General features: G+C 55.6%; 17 protein-coding genes. 8 read left to right on the top strand and 9 right to left on the bottom strand.

The features are described 5' to 3' along the window. Nucleotides 1-119: 119 nt before the first annotated feature. Nucleotides 120-683: a D-glycero-beta-D-manno-heptose 1,7-bisphosphate 7-phosphatase gene (gene gmhB, locus M989_RS18145; RefSeq protein ID WP_064547622.1), complete on the bottom strand. Its 564-nt coding sequence runs from the start codon at nucleotides 681-683 to the stop codon at nucleotides 120-122. A gap of 187 nt (nucleotides 684-870) precedes the next feature. Here gmhB and metN point away from each other — a divergent pair, with 187 nt between their 5' ends. From metN to proS, 6 genes are all read left to right on the top strand, one after another. After that, entirely contained in the window at nucleotides 871-1,902 is a 1,032-nt protein-coding gene (gene metN, locus M989_RS18140) for a methionine ABC transporter ATP-binding protein MetN (RefSeq protein WP_064547620.1), read from the top strand. After that, entirely contained in the window at nucleotides 1,895-2,548 is a 654-nt protein-coding gene (locus M989_RS18135) for a methionine ABC transporter permease MetI (protein WP_064547618.1), read from the top strand. The genes metN and M989_RS18135 overlap by 8 nt, the downstream gene beginning before the upstream one ends. A 40-nt stretch (nucleotides 2,549-2,588) precedes the next feature. Further along, nucleotides 2,589-3,404 (top strand): methionine ABC transporter substrate-binding lipoprotein MetQ, encoded by an 816-nt coding sequence (gene metQ, locus M989_RS18130; protein ID WP_064547616.1) that lies wholly within the window; start codon nucleotides 2,589-2,591, stop codon nucleotides 3,402-3,404. 110 nt (nucleotides 3,405-3,514) lie between these two features. After that, the gene (gene rcsF / locus M989_RS18125; RefSeq protein WP_064547614.1) at nucleotides 3,515-3,919 is read left to right on the top strand and encodes an Rcs stress response system protein RcsF; all 405 of its coding nucleotides are present in this window, start codon (nucleotides 3,515-3,517) and stop codon (nucleotides 3,917-3,919) included. Beyond that, complete coding sequence (gene tsaA, locus M989_RS18120; protein WP_064547612.1) at nucleotides 3,919-4,626, top strand: tRNA (N6-threonylcarbamoyladenosine(37)-N6)-methyltransferase TrmO; 708 nt, start codon at nucleotides 3,919-3,921, stop codon at nucleotides 4,624-4,626. The genes rcsF and tsaA overlap by 1 nt, the downstream gene beginning before the upstream one ends. A 113-nt stretch (nucleotides 4,627-4,739) precedes the next feature. Then, the gene (proS, locus tag M989_RS18115) at nucleotides 4,740-6,458 is read left to right on the top strand and encodes a proline--tRNA ligase (protein ID WP_064547610.1); all 1,719 of its coding nucleotides are present in this window, start codon (nucleotides 4,740-4,742) and stop codon (nucleotides 6,456-6,458) included. Nucleotides 6,459-6,650: 192 nt separating this feature from the next. Here proS and nlpE read toward each other — a convergent pair whose 3' ends face one another. The 3 genes from nlpE to M989_RS18100 are packed head-to-tail and all read right to left on the bottom strand — an operon-like array spanning nucleotide 6,651 to nucleotide 8,344. Continuing rightward, on the bottom strand, nucleotides 6,651-7,352 hold the full coding sequence (gene nlpE, locus M989_RS18110) for an envelope stress response activation lipoprotein NlpE (protein ID WP_064547608.1): 702 nt from the start codon (nucleotides 7,350-7,352) through the stop codon (nucleotides 6,651-6,653). 36 nt (nucleotides 7,353-7,388) lie between these two features. Beyond that, the gene (gene arfB, locus M989_RS18105) at nucleotides 7,389-7,802 is read right to left on the bottom strand and encodes an alternative ribosome rescue aminoacyl-tRNA hydrolase ArfB (RefSeq protein WP_064547606.1); all 414 of its coding nucleotides are present in this window, start codon (nucleotides 7,800-7,802) and stop codon (nucleotides 7,389-7,391) included. After that, on the bottom strand, nucleotides 7,799-8,344 hold the full coding sequence (locus M989_RS18100; RefSeq protein ID WP_064547604.1) for a YaeQ family protein: 546 nt from the start codon (nucleotides 8,342-8,344) through the stop codon (nucleotides 7,799-7,801). Before M989_RS18100 ends, arfB begins: the two co-directional genes overlap by 4 nt. A gap of 166 nt (nucleotides 8,345-8,510) precedes the next feature. On the opposite strand from M989_RS18100, the gene M989_RS18095 reads away from it, so the two are divergent. Then, entirely contained in the window at nucleotides 8,511-8,711 is a 201-nt protein-coding gene (locus tag M989_RS18095) for a YaeP family protein (protein WP_064547602.1), read from the top strand. Beyond that, entirely contained in the window at nucleotides 8,698-8,958 is a 261-nt protein-coding gene (gene rof / locus M989_RS18090) for a Rho-binding antiterminator (RefSeq protein WP_064547601.1), read from the top strand. Before M989_RS18095 ends, rof begins: the two co-directional genes overlap by 14 nt. A gap of 16 nt (nucleotides 8,959-8,974) precedes the next feature. Here rof and tilS read toward each other — a convergent pair whose 3' ends face one another. The 5 genes from tilS to dnaE all read right to left on the bottom strand — a co-directional run bounded on the left by tilS (nucleotide 8,975) and on the right by dnaE (nucleotide 17,490). Beyond that, complete coding sequence (gene tilS / locus M989_RS18085; protein ID WP_064547627.1) at nucleotides 8,975-10,282, bottom strand: tRNA lysidine(34) synthetase TilS; 1,308 nt, start codon at nucleotides 10,280-10,282, stop codon at nucleotides 8,975-8,977. 57 nt (nucleotides 10,283-10,339) lie between these two features. Continuing rightward, nucleotides 10,340-10,729: a VOC family protein gene (locus M989_RS18080; RefSeq protein WP_064547599.1), complete on the bottom strand. Its 390-nt coding sequence runs from the start codon at nucleotides 10,727-10,729 to the stop codon at nucleotides 10,340-10,342. A gap of 62 nt (nucleotides 10,730-10,791) precedes the next feature. Continuing rightward, a complete protein-coding gene (gene ldcC / locus M989_RS18075; protein WP_064547597.1) occupies nucleotides 10,792-12,930 on the bottom strand; it encodes a lysine decarboxylase LdcC in 2,139 nt (712 codons plus the stop codon). Between the two features lie 105 nt (nucleotides 12,931-13,035). Next, a complete protein-coding gene (accA, locus tag M989_RS18070; protein WP_064547595.1) occupies nucleotides 13,036-13,995 on the bottom strand; it encodes an acetyl-CoA carboxylase carboxyl transferase subunit alpha in 960 nt (319 codons plus the stop codon). Between the two features lie 12 nt (nucleotides 13,996-14,007). Next, nucleotides 14,008-17,490, bottom strand: coding sequence for a DNA polymerase III subunit alpha (gene dnaE, locus M989_RS18065; RefSeq protein WP_064547593.1), 3,483 nt, complete (start codon nucleotides 17,488-17,490; stop codon nucleotides 14,008-14,010). Between the last annotated feature and the right edge of the window lie 25 nt (nucleotides 17,491-17,515).

Genomic DNA, 17,515 nt, shown 5'->3' with positions numbered 1-17,515 from the left:
GGCGGCTTGTTTGCCGTTGTTCCGTGTCAGTGGGAGCGCATTATAGGGAGTTATTTCTGGCTGACAAGAGGGAAAATGCATTTTTCTTTCAACCGCTCACCTTTTCGCCTTTTCGTCGATTATTTCTGCTTTTTGATGGCCGCAGGCAGGTCTGCCAGGCTATTAATCACCCAATCCGCCGCTTTCTCCGCTTCTTCAGTTACCGGCTTACCGGTACGCACCAGCACTTTTGTGCCGACATTCGCCGCCGCGGCTGCCTGCATATCTTCAATTTTATCGCCAACCATATAAGAAGAAGCCATATCAATGTGCAGATAATCCTGCGCCGACTTCAACATACCGGGATGCGGTTTACGGCAGTCGCACACCTGACGGTACTCTTCTACCGTTCCCTGCGGATGGTGCGGACAATAATAGATACCATCCAGATCGACACCACGGTCGGCCAGCGACCAGTCCATCCATTCCGTCAGCGTTTCAAACTGCGCTTCAGTAAACTTCCCGCGAGCAATACCCGACTGGTTGGTCACCACCACCAGGGCATAGCCCATTTCTTTTAATTCACGCATCGCGTCAATGACGCCATCAATAAACTCAAACTCATCTATTTCATGAACGTAGCCATGATCGACATTAATCGTGCCATCACGATCGAGAAAAATAGCGGGTACGGACTTTGCCACCGTGTTGCTCCTGAATAAGGCATGTGTCCTTAGTATCGCATGTTTCGCCAGGCAAGAAAGCGTCGATCGCATAAATCAGATTGATTTAGACGTCTAGATGCCTTAACATCCGTTTTGTTGACGGTCATCGCCCGTCCAGGGCAGAAGAAAATGCCGCGGATAACTCTAACCGATAATAAAAAATCTAATGATTAAACTTTCGAATATCACCAAGGTGTTCCAGCAGGGCCACCGCACAATTCAGGCGCTAAACAACGTTAGCCTGCACGTGCCTGCGGGACAAATTTACGGCGTCATTGGCGCATCCGGCGCAGGTAAAAGCACGCTGATTCGCTGCGTCAACCTGCTTGAACGTCCGACTGAAGGCAGCGTCCAGGTCGGCGGCCAGGAACTGACGTCCTTATCTGAGTCGGCGCTGACCAAAGCTCGCCGCCAGATTGGTATGATCTTCCAGCACTTTAACCTGCTCTCGTCTCGCACCGTATTTGGCAACGTCGCGCTGCCTCTGGAGCTCGACAATACGCCGAAAGAAGAAATCAAACGCCGGGTCACCGAGCTGCTGGATCTCGTCGGTCTGGGCGATAAGCACGACAGCTATCCGGCAAACCTGTCCGGCGGGCAGAAACAGCGTGTGGCGATTGCCCGTGCTCTGGCCAGCAACCCCAAGGTACTGCTGTGTGATGAGGCCACCAGCGCGCTGGATCCGGCCACCACGCGTTCTATTCTCGAACTGCTGAAAGACATTAACCGTCGTCTGGGCCTGACTATTCTGCTCATCACCCATGAGATGGATGTTGTTAAGCGTATCTGTGACTGCGTCGCCGTGATCAGCAACGGTGAGCTGATCGAACAGGATACGGTAAGTGAAGTCTTCTCTCATCCTAAGACGCCGCTGGCGCAGCAGTTCATTCAGTCCACGCTGCATCTGGATATTCCAGAAGACTACCAGGCACGTCTGAAAGGCTCTCAGTTCGCTGATAGCGTCCCAATGCTGCGCATGGAGTTTACCGGACATTCGGTAGACGCCCCGCTGCTGTCAGAAACCGCGCGTCGCTTTAACGTGAATAACAACATTATCAGCGCGCAGATGGATTACGCGGGCGGCGTGAAGTTCGGCATCATGCTGACCGAAATGCACGGTACACCTGAAGATACGCAAGCGGCCATCGCCTGGCTGCAGCAACACCATGTAAAAGTAGAGGTATTGGGTTATGTCTGAGGCCATGATGTGGTTACTGGCGCGCGGCGTCTGGGAAACGCTGGCCATGACGTTTGTGTCAGGCTTTTTCGGTTTCGTGATTGGTTTGCCGGTTGGCGTACTTCTTTATACGACACGCCCGGGGCAAATCATTGAGAACGGCAAGCTTTACCGCATTCTCTCTGCGCTGGTGAATATCTTCCGCTCCATTCCGTTCATTATCCTGCTGGTGTGGATGATTCCATTTACCCGCGTGATTGTGGGCACGTCTATTGGTCTGCAGGCGGCTATTGTTCCGTTGACCGTGGGCGCCGCGCCGTTTATCGCCCGTATGGTGGAAAATGCCCTGCTGGAGATCCCGACCGGGCTGATTGAAGCTTCCCGCGCAATGGGTGCCACGCCGATGCAAATCATCCGTAAAGTTCTGCTGCCGGAAGCCCTGCCGGGCCTGGTGAATGCGGCAACCATTACCCTGATTACGCTGGTTGGCTACTCCGCGATGGGCGGTGCCGTGGGCGCTGGCGGCCTGGGCCAGATTGGCTATCAGTACGGCTACATTGGTTATAATGCGGTCGTGATGAATACAGTGCTGGTATTGCTGGTCGTTCTGGTTTATTTAATTCAACTATCTGGCGATCGTATCGTCCGGGCAGTGACTCATAAATAGCGTTACACACAACACAACTTAAAAGTTTAAGGAAATAAGCATGGCGTTCAATTTTAAAACCTTTGCGGCAGTTGGGGCCCTGATTGGTTCTCTGGCACTTGTTGGTTGCGGCCAGGACGAAAAAGATCCCAACCACATTAAAGTCGGCGTGATTGTCGGCGCAGAACAGCAGGTTGCTGAAGTTGCGCAGAAAGTAGCAAAAGAGAAATACGGCCTGGACGTTGAGCTGGTCACCTTTAACGACTACGTTCTGCCGAACGAAGCGCTGAGCAAAGGCGATATCGACGCCAACGCCTTCCAGCACAAACCGTACCTCGATCAGCAGATCAAAGATCGCGGTTACAAACTGGTCTCCGTAGGTAACACCTTCGTTTACCCAATCGCTGGTTACTCCAAGAAAATCAAATCTCTGGATGAACTGAAAGCGGGCGACCAGATTGCCGTGCCGAACGATCCAACTAACCTAGGCCGTTCCCTGCTGCTGCTGCAGAAAGAAGGTCTGATTAAACTGAAAGACGGCGTTGGCCTTCTGCCGACTTCTCTGGATATCGTAGAGAACCCAAAAAATCTGAAGATTGTTGAACTGGAAGCACCGCAGCTGCCGCGCTCCCTGGACGATGCACAGATTGCTCTGGCCGTTATTAACACCACCTACGCCAGCCAGATCAACCTGACTCCGGCGAAAGACGGTATCTTCGTTGAAGGCAAAGATTCTCCGTATGTGAACCTGATCGTGACTCGCGAAGACAACAAAGACGCGGAAAACGTGAAGAAATTCGTTCAGGCTTACCAGTCTGACGAAGTGTACGAAGCGGCGAACAAAATCTTTAACGGCGGCGCTGTTAAAGGCTGGTAATCGCATTACCGCTAAGCAGTATCTTTCAAGACGGGCGCATGCCCGTCTTGTCATTTATGCAAGCACCTGATTCAATAGCCCCCTGGTCTACCCTTTATAGAGGAATTATTATGCGTGCTTTACCGGTCTGTTTATTAGCGCTCCTGTTAGGCGGCTGCTCCATGCTAAACAGATCCCCCGTTGAACCCGTTCAAAGCACTGCGACCCCCGTCAAAACGGAGACTGCGAAACCGAAGGCGCCTCGCGCGACGCCGGTACGAATTATTACCAACGCTGAAGATCTGGTCGGTAAACCGTTCCGCGATCTGGGCGAAGTGTCGGGCGAATCTTGCCAGGCCACCAATCAGGATTCACCACCCAATATCCCAACCGCGCGCAAACGCATGCAAATTAACGCCTCTAAAATGAAAGCGAATGCGGTACTGCTGCACAGCTGTGAAGTGACAAGCGGCACACCGGGCTGCTACCGTCAGGCAGTGTGCGTCGGGTCTGCGCTCAACGTTTCCGCGAAGTAATGAGCACATTCTCATTTGCGCAGATAGGCGTTATCCGTTCTCCCTATAAAGAGAAGTTTGCCGTTCCTCGCCAGCCGGGGCTGGTAAAAAGCTGTAGCGGTGAGTTACATCTGCTCGCGCCCTACAACCAGGCTGGCGCGGTGCGCGGCCTGGAGGCATTCAGCCATCTGTGGGTACTGTTCGTCTTCCATCAAACGATGGAAGGCGGCTGGCGCCCCACCGTTCGCCCTCCTCGGCTGGGAGGCAACGCGAGAATGGGCGTTTTTGCGACTCGCTCAACCTTCCGTCCTAACCCAATTGGGATGTCGTTGGTCGAACTGCGCGGCATCCGCTGCCATAAAGAGCAGGTGATTCTTGAGTTAGGCGGGCTGGATCTCGTCGACGGCACGCCCGTGGTTGATATCAAACCGTATCTGCCCTTTGCCGAGTCGCTGCCCGAAGCGCGCGCCAGCTATGCGCAGGACGCGCCACAGGCCGACGTGAACGTCACCTTCAGCGAGGAAATTGCCCGGCAGTTGCTCGGGTTGGAAAAACGTTACCCGCGCCTACGTCAATTTATTGCCGAAGTGCTGGCGCAGGATCCGCGTCCTGCCTACCGTAAAAACGAGGAAGAAGGCAAAACCTACGCGGTCTGGCTGCTGGACTTTAACGTCCGCTGGCGCGTGACTGCGTCAGGATTTGAGGTCTTTGCCCTCGAAGCCCGGTAATTTGCGCCGCGCACTCTTTTGACATCCCTTTCTCGCTGGTAAACTAAACCACTTTTGTTTTGTGCCAGGCTCGTCTTGAGCCTGTTCGATCGTTCAACTGGAACCGTAACAACATGCGTACTAGCCAATATCTGCTCTCCACTCTGAAGGAGACACCTGCCGACGCCGAAGTCATCAGCCATCAGCTGATGCTGCGCGCCGGGATGATCCGCAAGCTGGCCTCCGGGTTATACACCTGGCTGCCGACCGGCGTGCGCGTCCTGAAAAAAGTCGAAAACATCGTGCGTGAAGAGATGAACAACGCCGGTGCAATCGAGGTGTTGATGCCGGTAGTTCAGCCTTCCGAACTGTGGGAAGAGAGCGGCCGTTGGGAACAGTATGGCCCGGAACTGCTGCGTATTGCTGATCGTGGCGATCGTTCGTTCGTCCTCGGTCCGACGCACGAAGAAGTCATCACCGACCTGATTCGTAATGAGCTGAGCTCTTACAAACAGCTGCCGCTGAACTTCTATCAGATCCAGACCAAATTCCGTGACGAAGTCCGTCCGCGTTTTGGCGTCATGCGCTCCCGTGAGTTCCTGATGAAAGATGCCTACTCTTTCCATACTTCTCAGGAATCCCTGCAAGAGACTTACGACGCGATGTACGCGGCATACAGCAAAATCTTCAGCCGCATGGGCCTGGATTTCCGTGCTGTACAGGCTGACACCGGTTCTATCGGCGGCAGCGCTTCCCACGAATTCCAGGTGCTGGCCCAGAGCGGCGAAGATGATGTGATCTTCTCTGACTCTTCCGACTACGCGGCAAACATTGAGTTCGCAGAAGCGCTTGCGCCGAAAGAGCCGCGCGCGGCAGCAACCCAGGAGATGACGCTGGTTGATACGCCGAATGCGAAAACTATCGCCGAGCTGGTTGAGCAGTTCAATCTGCCAATCGAGAAAACCGTAAAAACCCTGCTGGTGAAAACGGTGGAAGGCAGCAAGTCTCCGCTGATTGCCCTGCTGGTTCGCGGCGATCACGAGCTGAACGAAGTGAAAGCGGAAAAACTGCCACAGGTTGCAGCTCCGCTGACCTTTGCCACCGAAGAAGAGATTCGCGCACTGGTGAAAGCAGGTCCAGGTTCTCTCGGCCCGGTCAATATGTCGATTCCGGTAATTATTGACCGTACCGTTGCCGTCATGAGCGATTTCGCTGCCGGCGCTAACATCGACGGTAAGCACTACTTCGGTATCAACTGGGATCGTGACGTCGCGACTCCGGAAGTAGCAGACATCCGTAACGTGGTCGCTGGCGATCCGAGCCCGGATGGCAAAGGCACGCTGATGATCAAACGCGGTATCGAAGTGGGCCACATCTTCCAACTGGGTACCAAGTACTCAGAAGCGATGAAAGCCTCCGTACAGGGCGAAGATGGCCGTAACCAGATCCTGACCATGGGCTGCTACGGTATCGGGGTCACTCGCGTCGTGGCTGCGGCTATCGAGCAGAACTTTGACGATCGCGGCATTGTATGGCCAGACGCCATCGCGCCGTTCCAGGTAGCAATTCTGCCGATGAACATGCACAAATCCTACCGCGTGCAGGAACTGGCGGAGAAGCTGTACGCTGAACTGCGTGCGCAGGGTATCGAAGTGCTGATGGATGACCGTAAAGAGCGTCCGGGCGTGATGTTCGCCGACATGGAGCTTATTGGTATTCCGCATACCATCGTGCTTGGCGACCGTAACCTCGACAACGACGATATCGAATACAAATACCGTCGTAACGGCGAGAAGCAGCTGATTAAAACCGGCGACATCGTTGATTATCTGGTGAAAGCGATTAAGGGCTAATCCGTTCGATGCCCTCCCGGCGTTTACGCCTCGTCCGGGCGACAAAAAAGCCTCGCATTTGCGAGGCTTTTTTATATCAACACCTTGTACGAGCGCAATCCTCTGTAAGCCGGATAAAGCATTTACGCCGCCATCCGGCAATCGGCTCCGAATTGCCTGATGGCGCTGCGCTTATCTGGCCTACAAACACCGTTACTTCGCGCTGGTACAGTCTTTGCCCGGAGCAAACGTCCCGGCTTTATCGGTCGCCAGCGTTTTCACCATCGCGCCGGTATCGGGATTCTCCTCAACGGTAAAGTGCCCTTCAACCACCAGCAGAATCGGTTTGCTCTCGCCGCCTTTTGCAGCCGCATAATCACGCTCCAGCTGGGCGTTATTCACAACCGCCACGCGCTGCCCGGTAGCACAGTCGGTAAAGGTGGCCGCGTCTGCCATGTAGAAATACATCCCGCGCATTGCCATCGGCGTGGTTGGCAGGCTCGCTTTAACCGGTTCCAGCGTATAGTTCAGCGTCGATTCGATGGGGTTACCCTCGCGGTCGAGCATCTCCAGCTTCTCGCCCTTCGCCCGGTAGTATGACTTCTCCCCCTGGCTGTCGGTCAGCACCAGCTTATCGGCGGTGCGCGCCCAGGTACCGTACGAGCCAAATGATGACGGCTCACGACTGACACCCTGATAGCGCTCGTTCATCACCCAGGTACCGTCCTTCTCGAGGAACAGCGAAGTCTCAATGCCTTCGCAATCTGCGCACGGCAGAACACCGCGCCAGCTTTGCTGCATAGGGGTTAATTCTGCTGGCTGCGTCGGCTTGATGGCGGTCACGTCAGAATGGTTGCATCCGAATAACCCAAACAGCATCCCCGTGGCCGCAATGGCTAATATCGCTTTTTTCACCCTCAATTCCTTATTCTTATTACATCCACGTCCGGCTTAATAGCGAACTTTCCCGCGCATGGACTTCACTGAAGATTTCTGCGCTTTTGAATTCAACCGCCGCTCTTTCGACGCGCGGGTTGGGCGCGTAGGGCGTCGGCTTTTTTGTTCTGTCGTTAACGTCTGGATCACCGCCACCAGCCGGGCAATCGCCGCTTCGCGATTCCTCTCCTGGCTACGGTATTCCTGCGCCTTAATGATAATCACACCGTCAGCAGAAATTAAGTGGTGGCAGGCGGCGAGCAGGCGTTCTTTGTAATACTCTGGCAGGCTGGAGGCGCGAATGTCAAAGCGCAGGTGAATCGCCGTGGAGGTCTTATTCACATGCTGACCGCCCGCGCCCTGCGCCCGGATGGCTGTAATCGTCAGCTCATCATCCGGGATGCTCACCTGCCGGAAGAGCGTAATCATGCCCGCGTCTGCCACGGCGTCAGATGAATTTCCAGATTATTCTGAGCATCCGATAACCAGATTGCCCCTTCCTGAATCGTCGCTTGCAGCGTCATGGTGCGCTCGGCAAACGCGCTAAGCTTCGCCAATTGCTCATCGTCGAGATACCAGATACTCAGGTTTTTAAAGCCTGCCATTTTGCTCTGATTCTGCTGCCACCAAATCTCTGCAGCACGACTATTATAGGTGAACAGCGCCACCTCCTGCGCCAGGCTGCAGGCTTTTTTGATCCGCCGATCGTCCGGCAGCCCCAGCTCAATCCACAGATCGATACCCAGATGATCGTTGCGCAGCCACACCTCCGGCTCGTCGTCCGAAGAGAGACCGCGGGTAAACTGCAGACGTTCGTCGGCATACTTCATCCACGCCAGCAGGCGTAGCATCATGCGCTCCTGGGTTTCAGACGGGTGGCGCGCGAGGGTTAAGGACGCGTCCAGAAACTGGCTACGGTCGAGGTCGGCGACGTTGACCACTGCTTTATAAATCGTTGCTTTCAGCGCCATGGCTAAACTCCTGCAAAAAATGGAGGTCATTGTAACGAAATCAACGCCAAAAGGCCCGTCTACCGCCACTCATCCCGCTGATAATGCTTAAATGAGTATGATATAGTCACCTTGCTAAACAGAGATTATCTTCATAGGCTTAATTGAAGCGCTGACAGGAGGGCATGTGGGCAACTATTGTGAGTTGATTCGTCAACGCTATGCGGAAATTGCGAGCGGTGATTTAGGGTATATCCCGGATGCGCTAGGCTGTGTACTGAAAGTTTTAAACGAAGTTGCGGCGGACGACGCCATTTCTGAGTCAGTCAGGGAAAAAGCCGCGTATGCGGCGGCAAACTTACTGGTGAGCGATTATGTCAATGAATGATACTTATCAACCCATCAACTGTGATGACTATGACAATCTTGAGCTTGCCTGCCAGCACCACCTCGTCCTCTCGCTAGAGCTGAAAGACGGCGAAGTGCTGCAAGCCAAAGCTCACGACCTGTTATCACGCAAGAACGTGGAATATCTGGTTGTCGACAGCGCGGGCGCTCTGCGCGAGCTGCGACTTGACCGGATAACCAGCTTCAGCCACCCACAAATCGGCACCGTGGTGGTCAGTGAATCATAATTGAGAGACGGGCAGCTTAGCTGCCCGTTTTCTGCCAGCTAAGCTGTACGCCTGCTCCCGCTTCACACCCACCCTCTTGCGTCACAAACCGTCCCGCGGCGGCGATAAGCGTATCGCCATAAAACAGTAGCGGAGTGGTGTCGCGCAACCAGGGCGGCACGCCTAGCTCCTGCCAGATTTTCTTCAGTTTGCGCCCACCGTGACGGCCTACGATATGCAGCATCCCGGGGGCTTTAAAGCGGATAGTGACCGGCTCGTCGGCGCGTGGTAGATGAATATTCCCTCCCGGCAACAGAGACACCTGTCCAAGACCATCGGGCAACACCAGCGGCGCGTGCAGATTTTGCCACTCGACCTGGCTATCCGTTTGTTCAGGCAGCGCTTTTACCCACCACAACCGCCGCTGAAAGCGACGAACGTCAAAATCACCGAGGCGTAGACACGGCGCGGCATCTTCGCGCGCGAGCGCTACCTCCTGCCACAGCCGCGTTAGCATTTCCCGTGACGGCATCGTTGCCCCCATTGCGGCCAACCAGCGGCGCAGCAACGCGGCACGTTTCGGCCCGCTCATGCTAACCAGAGGGTCTATCGCCAGCGAGCCGTTTACGTCAAGCAGCCGCGACAGCTCGTCGGCCAGCAGCTCATCCAGCAGTTGTTCTTGTTCCCCGCACAGCGCCGCACTACGTGCTGCCGCCTCGGCAAAATGAGGCCAACGGGCGTTCAGCAGCGGCAAGACGCGCAGACGCAGGAAGTTGCGGTCGTAGGCATCGTCCTGATTGCTCTCATCTTCAATCCAGCGCAGTCCGTAACGCTGCGCCCACAGCAGCAGCGTTGCGCGAGTTTCATGCAACAAAGGGCGGATCAGCTGCGTATCGGCAAACGTCGCGCTGACCGGCATCGCCGATAGCCCGGCAGGCCCGCTACCGCGCTTCAGCGCCAGCAGCAGCGTCTCGCTCTGGTCATCCAGATGCTGTGCCGTCAACAATACTTCACTGGGCAACAGCGCTTCACGAAAAGCCTGATAGCGCGCAGCTCGGGCCTCAGCTTCGAGCCCTGCCCCACCCGGCATCAGCGTAACGCGTTCGACGACCAGCGGCACCTGCCACTCTGCGCACAGCTGCTGGCAGTGCTCAACCCAGCGGTCAGCATTCTGGCTGATGCCATGATGAATGTGGATAGCCCGTAGAGAAATGCCCGGCTCCTGTCGCCGCCAGCAAACCAGTTGATGCAACAGCACCGTCGAGTCGAGACCGCCGCTAAACGCCACCAGAAACTGGCGGTGCTGTTGGAGTTGCTGCATAAGTGAAGAAGGCGTCATCGTCATATCGTCGTGAAAGATATCGCCCGGCACGTTACCCGGCCGGGCGACTCATGACAAGCCTTACTGCTGGTAAAGTTCCAGCGGCAGGCCGTCAGGATCGTTGAAAAAGGTGAATCGCTTGTCGGTGTACGGATCGATGCGAATCGCCTCACAGGCGACGCCGCGAGCTTCCAGATGCGCCACAGCAGCATCGATATTCTCTACGCTGAACGCCAGGTGGCGCAATCCACACGCTTCCGGGCGGCTGGGGCGCTCAGGCGGAAACGGGAAGGAAAACAGTTCAATCACATACTGCCCGTTCAGAGCCAGGTCCCCCTTCCACGAATCGCGCGCTTCGCGATAAACTTCGCTTTGCAGCGTAAAGCCCAGAATATCGCAGTAGAAAGCCTTACTTTTCGCGTAGTCGGTAGCGATAATGGCAACATGGTGAATCTGTTTTAATCCCAGCATGGTTTTACTCCGTTAACCGTTTCTCAGCACGTTACCCGCGCAGGCCGTTATCACGCAACCCCTCAGCCGTTTTTTAGGACTCTAACGCGGTAGACGCCGTTTTCATCGCGTTTTGCGCCGTGGATATCGGTTTCAAAGCCCGGATAATGTCGCCCGATAGAACACAGCATTAGCAGGAAATCGAGCACGGAGCGGCTCTCCTCGGTGATCATTTCCCCCGGCATCAGCAGCGGTACTCCCGGCGGATACGGCAGAATCATGTTCGCCGAAACACGCCCAACCAGCTCTTCAAGCGCCACGGTTTCCACCTCGCCTTTAATCTGCCGCTGCCACGCACGATGCGGCGTCAGCTTCATCTCCGGCAGCACGTCAAAAGCCCGCAGCATCAATCGCGGAAGATCGTGCTGGCGAATCAGACGGTGGATCCCTTGCGCCAGATCCTGAATACGCATATGGCGATAGAAGTCGGGATCCTCCGCATAGAGATCCGGCAGCATGTTCTTGACCCGCAGGTTCAAATCGTAGGCGCGCTTAAACTCCGTCAGTCCGCGCAGTAGCCCCATCGCACGGGTTTTATCAATACCGATGCTGAACAGGAACAGCAGGTTATAGGGCCCGGTTTTCTCGACTACCACGCCGTGCTCGTCGAGATATTTCGCCACCAGCGCCGCCGGGATCCCTTCGTCGCTCATATTGCCCTGCTCGTCCATACCCGGCGTGAGGATCGTAACCTTCACCGGATCGAGGAACATATGATCGGCATCGGCGTCGCTGAAACCGTGCCAGTCCTCTCCCGGTGATACCGGCCAGCACTCGGCTTCATCAATCTCTTCCGGCTGCCAGATATCAAAGAACCAGCTGTCCGACTCTTCTCGCAGCCGCTGTACTTCTTTGCGGAAATGCAGCGCACGCTCTACCGAGCGATTGATCAGCCGACGTCCAGGATTACCGCGCAGCATGGCCGCAGCGGTCTCAATTGACGCCACGATCGGATAGCTCGGTGACGTTGAGGTATGCATCATGAAGGCTTCATTGAAGGTGTCTTCATCATAGTCGCCCTTTATGTGGATTAATGATGCCTGCGACAGCGCCGCCAGCATCTTGTGGGTCGACTGGGTTTCAAAGAACACTTTTCCCGGCACGCGCTCGCCGCTCATGCCGCTTTTCCCCTGATAAATGGGATGGAAGTGGGTATACGGCACCCAGGCGGAATCAAAGTGAATCGACGGAACGTCAAGGGTCTGTTTAATCCAGTTGGTGTTGTACAGCAGCCCGTCGTAGGTGGAGTTGGTGATTACCGCATGCACCGGCCACTGCGCACCTTCGGTAGCATCCACCTTCTGCTGGAGACTGTCGCGGGTAAATTCCCGCTTCGGGATCCCCCCGAGAATGCCCAGCGCGTTACGCGTCGGCTTGAGCCACAGCGGCACGACATCACTCATCATCAGCAGATGCGCCAGCGACTTATGGCAGTTGCGGTCAATCAGTAGCGTACTGCCGCCCGGCGCCGCATACATGCCGACAATTTTATTCGACGTCGAGGTACCGTTGGTCACCATATAGCTCTGCTCGGCGCCAAAAGTGCGGGCGATATACTCCTCGGCTTCCAGATGCGGACCGGTATGGTCAAGCAGCGACCCCAGCTCGGTCACCGAAATCGACACGTCAGCCTTCAGCGTATTCGCACCGAAGAAATCGTAAAACAGGCAGCCAACCGGGCTTTTCTGGTAGGCCGTACCCGCCATATGCCCTGGCGTGCAGAAGGTATACTTACCTTCGTTGACGTAGGTAAACAGCGCCTTGGTGAAGGGCGGCGTAATATTATCAAGGTATTCATCGGTGTACTGGCGGATACGCGTCGCGATATCGTCCGCCTGGCCCAGCGCATATTCGAAGAACCACAGCGCCATGCGCATGTCATGCGCGCTAACGTCCATCGTCGAGTGGTTATTGATAAAAGCGTAAAGCGGCAGATATTCATTGAGCTGATTTATCTCACCGCAGAGATCGACGCTGTACTCGTCCCAGTCAAAAATGACCCCGCAAATGCGCGGGTTGTGCTCAATAAACTTCAGCAGGTCGGCACTGTTCTGCGGCCAGATGATTTTGAAGCCTTGCGCCAGCAGCGCGTCTTCCAGTTCCTTGATCGGCTCGTCTTTGTAGTAGACGCCGTGCGGCCCCATAATGGCGATAATATTCATGCGTTCCTCCTGGAAATTCTTTATCTATCATAGCGCAGGTAGAACGCAGACAATAAAAAAGGGCCACAAACTGTGGCCCTTTTCAGGAACGTCTTAACAGATGGCTTAGGCGTAGCCGTAGCTCATCAGGCGCTGATAGCGACGGTTGCGCAGATCTTCTTTGCTCAGGACGTCGAGATCGGCCAGGTCAGCCAGCAGCTGCGCTTTCAGGGAAGCAGCCATCGCTTCCGGGTTGCGGTGTGCGCCGCCCAGCGGTTCAGGAATGATAGAGTCGATAAGCTTCAGCTCTTTCAGACGCGGCGCGATGATGCCCATGGCTTCAGCCGCCAGCGGCGCTTTGTCCGCACTCTTCCACAAAATAGAGGCGCAGCCTTCCGGAGAGATAACGGAATAGGTGCTGTACTGCAGCATATTCACTTTATCGCCCACGCCGATAGCCAGCGCGCCGCCGGAGCCGCCTTCACCAATAACGGTGCAGATGACCGGTACGTTCAGACGAGACATCTCACGCAGGTTGCGTGCGATAGCTTCGGACTGACCGCGCTCTTCCGCGCCCACGCCTGGGTAGGCACCCGGGGTGTCGATGAAGGTGATAATTGGCATGTTGAAGCGCTCAGCCATCTCCATCAAACGCAGGGCCTTGCGGTAGCCTTCCGGTGCCGGCATGCCGAAGTTGCGGCGAATCTTCTCTTTGGTTTCGCGACCTTTCTGATGACCAATGATCATCACCGGACGACCGTCCAGACGTGCGATACCACCGACGATAGCTTTATCGTCAGCATAGGCGCGATCGCCCGCCAGTTCGTCAAATTCATCAAACGCCAGACGGACATAATCCAGGGTGTACGGGCGCTGCGGATGGCGCGCCAGTTGGGCTACCTGCCATGCGCCGAGATCGGCAAAGATTTTGCGCGTCAGCTCTACGCTTTTTTCACGCAGACGATGCACTTCTTCGTCGATATTAATATCCAGTTTCTCATCCTGACGGCTAACCGCAGTCAGAGAATCGATTTTCGCTTCCAGCTCTGCAATCGGCTGTTCAAAATCAAGGAAATTCAGACTCATAGTATTCCTGTATTAGTCAAACTCCAGTTCCACCTGCTCCGAACCGATGAGGCCACGCAGATCGTTAAGTAAACGATCGCTCGGAGAGACACGCCAGGTTGCACCGAAACGCAACCGCGCACGTGCATCCGCCCTCTGATAGTAGAGATGTACTGGAATGGTTCCCGAACGATGGGGTTCCAGAGACTGACGGAGTCGGTTTAAAAGCTGGTCATCAATTTGCCTGTCCGTCAGCGAGATAGCAAGCCCGCGAGCGTATTTTTCCCGGGCTTCGTCAATGTCCATCACTTCGCGGGCCATCATTTTAAGGCCGCCGCTGAAGTCATCAAAGCTGACCTGTCCGCTGACGATAAGTATGCGGTCTTTTTCCAGCAGATGCTGGTATTTTTCCAGCGCCTCGGAGAACAACATGACCTCCAGACGTCCGGAACGGTCATCCAGCGTACAGATGCCGATACGATTGCCGCGCTTGGTGACCATAACCCGCGCCGCAATCACGAGCCCCGCGGCCGTGGTCACTTTACCACGTTCCGTCGGATGCATGTCTTTGAGTCGATACCCGCCGACATAGCGCTCAATTTCTTTTATATACTGGTTGATCGGGTGCCCCGTCAGGTACAGACCTAACGTTTCGCGCTCCCCATCTAATACCACCTGCTCCGGCCACGGCAGACAGTTGGCATATGATTGTTCTATTTGCTCCGGCTCTTCCGCCAGCACGCCGAACATATCGGCCTGGCCAATCGCTTCGGCTTTTGCATGCTGATCGGCCGCCTTCAACGCATCGCCCAGCGAATTCATCAGCGCGGCGCGGTGCGGGCCAAGGCGATCGAACGCCCCGGACATAATCAACTTTTCCAGCACCCGGCGGTTTAGTTTTTTGGTATCGGTACGCGCGCACAGGTCGAACAGCTCACGGAAGTAGCCGCCGTTATTACGCGCTTCGATGATCGCTTCAATCGGACCTTCGCCGACGCCCTTAATGGCGCCGATACCATACACGATTTCCCCGTCATGATTCACGTGGAAATGATATAAACCGGAATTGATATCTGGCGGCAATATTTTTAGCCCCATGCGCCAGCATTCATCCACCAGCCCCACCACCTTCTCGGTGTTATCCATATCGGCGGTCATCACCGCCGCCATAAACTCAGCCGGATAGTGGGCCTTCAGCCACAGCGTCTGGTAAGAGACCAGCGCATAGGCCGCAGAGTGCGATTTGTTAAACCCGTAACCAGCGAATTTTTCCACCAGGTCAAAGATTTTCATCGCCAGCTCGCCGTCGATGCCGTTCTTTTTCGCCCCTTCTTCGAACGCACCGCGCTGCTTGGCCATCTCTTCCGGCTTTTTCTTACCCATCGCTCGACGCAGCATATCCGCGCCGCCGAGGGTGTAGCCAGAGAGTACCTGGGCAATCTGCATAACCTGTTCCTGGTACAGGATGATGCCGTAGGTCGGCTCCAGTACCGGTTTCAGACTTTCGTGCTGCCACTGTACGTCAGGATATGAGATCTCTTCACGCCCGTGCTTACGGTCGATAAAGTTATCTACCATCCCCGATTGCAGCGGGCCCGGACGGAACAGAGCCACCAGCGCGATCATATCTTCGAAGCAGTCAGGCTGCAGACGTTTAATCAGGTCTTTCATGCCGCGGGATTCAAGCTGGAAGACCGCGGTGGTCTCCGAGCGCTGCAGCATGTCGAAGCTTTTCTTATCGTCGAGCGGGATGGCCGCGATATCCAGCGGCGGCTCGCCGTTACGTTCGCGGCGGGCGTTGATCATCTCCAGCGCCCAGTTGATGATGGTGAGCGTACGCAGGCCGAGGAAGTCGAACTTCACCAGCCCGGCATATTCCACGTCGTTCTTATCGAACTGGGTAACCGGGTGCAGGCCCTGCTCGTCGCAGTACAACGGCGCAAAATCGGTAATTTTGGTTGGCGCAATCACCACGCCACCGGCGTGTTTACCGGCGTTTCGGGTCACACCTTCCAGTTTGCGCGCCATATCGATCAGCGCGCGCACCTCTTCATCCGCCTCGTAAATTTCCGGCAGCTGCGGCTCAGCTTCAAACGCTTTCGCCAGCGTCATACCCGGATCGGGCGGCACCAGCTTGGAGATGCGGTCCACGAAGCCGTACGGGTGACCCAGTACGCGGCCTACATCGCGGATAACCGCTTTTGCCGCCATGGTACCGAAGGTAATAATCTGCGATACCGCATCGCGGCCATACATTTCCGCAACGTGCTCGATAACCTGGTCGCGTTTCTCCATGCAGAAGTCGACGTCGAAGTCGGGCATCGAGACACGTTCCGGGTTAAGGAAACGTTCGAACAGCAGGTCAAGTTCCAGCGGATCGAGGTCGGTGATTTTTAACGCATACGCCACCAGCGAGCCTGCACCGGAACCACGGCCCGGCCCCACCGGCACGCCGTTATCCTTCGACCACTGGATAAACTCCATGACGATCAGGAAGTACCCCGGGAAGCCCATCTGGTTGATAACCTGAAGTTCAACATCCAGACGCTCGTCATATTCCGGACGACGCTTAGCGCGCACTTCCGGATCCGGGAACAGGAATTCAAGACGCTCTTCCAGACCTTCTTTCGACTTGGCCACGAGGAAATCCTCGGTGGTCATATCGCCGGTCGGGAACTGCGGCAGGAAATATTCGCCAAGACGCACCGTGACGTTACAGCGTTTGGCAATTTCGACGCTATTTTCCAACGCTTCCGGGATATCGGAAAACAGCTCGCACATCTCGTCTTCGCTGCGCATATACTGCTGCGCAGAGTAGTTGCGCGGGCGTTTCGGGTCGTCGAGGGTAAAACCATCGTGAATGGCGACGCGAATCTCATGCGCGTCGAAATCCCCCGGTTCGAGAAAACGCACGTCGTTGGTCGCCACCACCGGAAGACCCCGTCTTTCCGCCAGCTCAACGGCCGCGTGCAGATAAGGCTCTTCATCCGGGCGACCGGTACGAATCAGCTCGAGAAAATAGTTATTCGGGAAATGTTGTTCATAAAAATCAACGCACTGATCCACCAGCGCCATATTACCGCGCAGCAGGCTGCGCCCCACATCCCCCATACGGCCGCCGGAGAGCAGGATCAAGCCCTCTTTCAGCTCAACCAGCCACTCACGGTCGATAATGGGGCCCGCAGCGCCGTAGCCGCGTTGATAGGCTTTGGAGATCAGCAGCGTCAGGTTCTGGTAGCCCTGGTTGTTCGCTGCCAGCACCGTTAAATGGGTGAGTTCATCGCCGAGCAGGTCGCTCTGGACATGGAAATCGGCACCGACAATCGGTTTAATCCCGGCACCGTGGCCCGCTCCGTAGAACTTCACCAGACCGCAGAGGTTGGTAAAATCGGTGATCGCCAGCGCAGGCATGCCCAAAGAGGCCGCCTTTTTCACCAGCGGCCCGGTTTTCGCCAGCCCATCAATCATGGAGTAGTCGCTATGCACCCGCAGGTGCACGAAACGTGGTTCAGCCATCTTTAGATTCCGGTTTACTTATTCT

The organism is Kluyvera georgiana ATCC 51603 (genome assembly GCF_001654985.1).
GTDB lineage: Bacteria > Pseudomonadota > Gammaproteobacteria > Enterobacterales > Enterobacteriaceae > Kluyvera > Kluyvera georgiana.
The sequence above is the reverse complement of the archived record's forward strand: the minus strand, read 5'-3'. Positions and strand labels throughout refer to the sequence as shown.

What these genes read in the sequence shown, in the direction of transcription:
- proS (WP_064547610.1), top strand. Translation starts at nt 4,740, where the DNA reads ATGCGTACTAGCCAATATCTGCTCTCCACTCTGAAGGAGACACCTGCC.
- arfB (WP_064547606.1), bottom strand. Translation starts at nt 7,802, where the DNA reads ATGATTACGCTCTTCCGGCAGGTGAGCATCCCGGATGATGAGCTGACG.
- tsaA (WP_064547612.1), top strand. Translation starts at nt 3,919, where the DNA reads ATGAGCACATTCTCATTTGCGCAGATAGGCGTTATCCGTTCTCCCTAT.
- ldcC (WP_064547597.1), bottom strand. Translation starts at nt 12,930, where the DNA reads ATGAATATTATCGCCATTATGGGGCCGCACGGCGTCTACTACAAAGAC.
- M989_RS18100 (WP_064547604.1), bottom strand. Translation starts at nt 8,344, where the DNA reads ATGGCGCTGAAAGCAACGATTTATAAAGCAGTGGTCAACGTCGCCGAC.
- M989_RS18135 (WP_064547618.1), top strand. Translation starts at nt 1,895, where the DNA reads ATGTCTGAGGCCATGATGTGGTTACTGGCGCGCGGCGTCTGGGAAACG.
- tilS (WP_064547627.1), bottom strand. Translation starts at nt 10,282, where the DNA reads ATGACGATGACGCCTTCTTCACTTATGCAGCAACTCCAACAGCACCGC.
- dnaE (WP_064547593.1), bottom strand. Translation starts at nt 17,490, where the DNA reads ATGGCTGAACCACGTTTCGTGCACCTGCGGGTGCATAGCGACTACTCC.
- accA (WP_064547595.1), bottom strand. Translation starts at nt 13,995, where the DNA reads ATGAGTCTGAATTTCCTTGATTTTGAACAGCCGATTGCAGAGCTGGAA.
- metN (WP_064547620.1), top strand. Translation starts at nt 871, where the DNA reads ATGATTAAACTTTCGAATATCACCAAGGTGTTCCAGCAGGGCCACCGC.
- metQ (WP_064547616.1), top strand. Translation starts at nt 2,589, where the DNA reads ATGGCGTTCAATTTTAAAACCTTTGCGGCAGTTGGGGCCCTGATTGGT.
- M989_RS18080 (WP_064547599.1), bottom strand. Translation starts at nt 10,729, where the DNA reads ATGCTGGGATTAAAACAGATTCACCATGTTGCCATTATCGCTACCGAC.
- rof (WP_064547601.1), top strand. Translation starts at nt 8,698, where the DNA reads ATGTCAATGAATGATACTTATCAACCCATCAACTGTGATGACTATGAC.
- rcsF (WP_064547614.1), top strand. Translation starts at nt 3,515, where the DNA reads ATGCGTGCTTTACCGGTCTGTTTATTAGCGCTCCTGTTAGGCGGCTGC.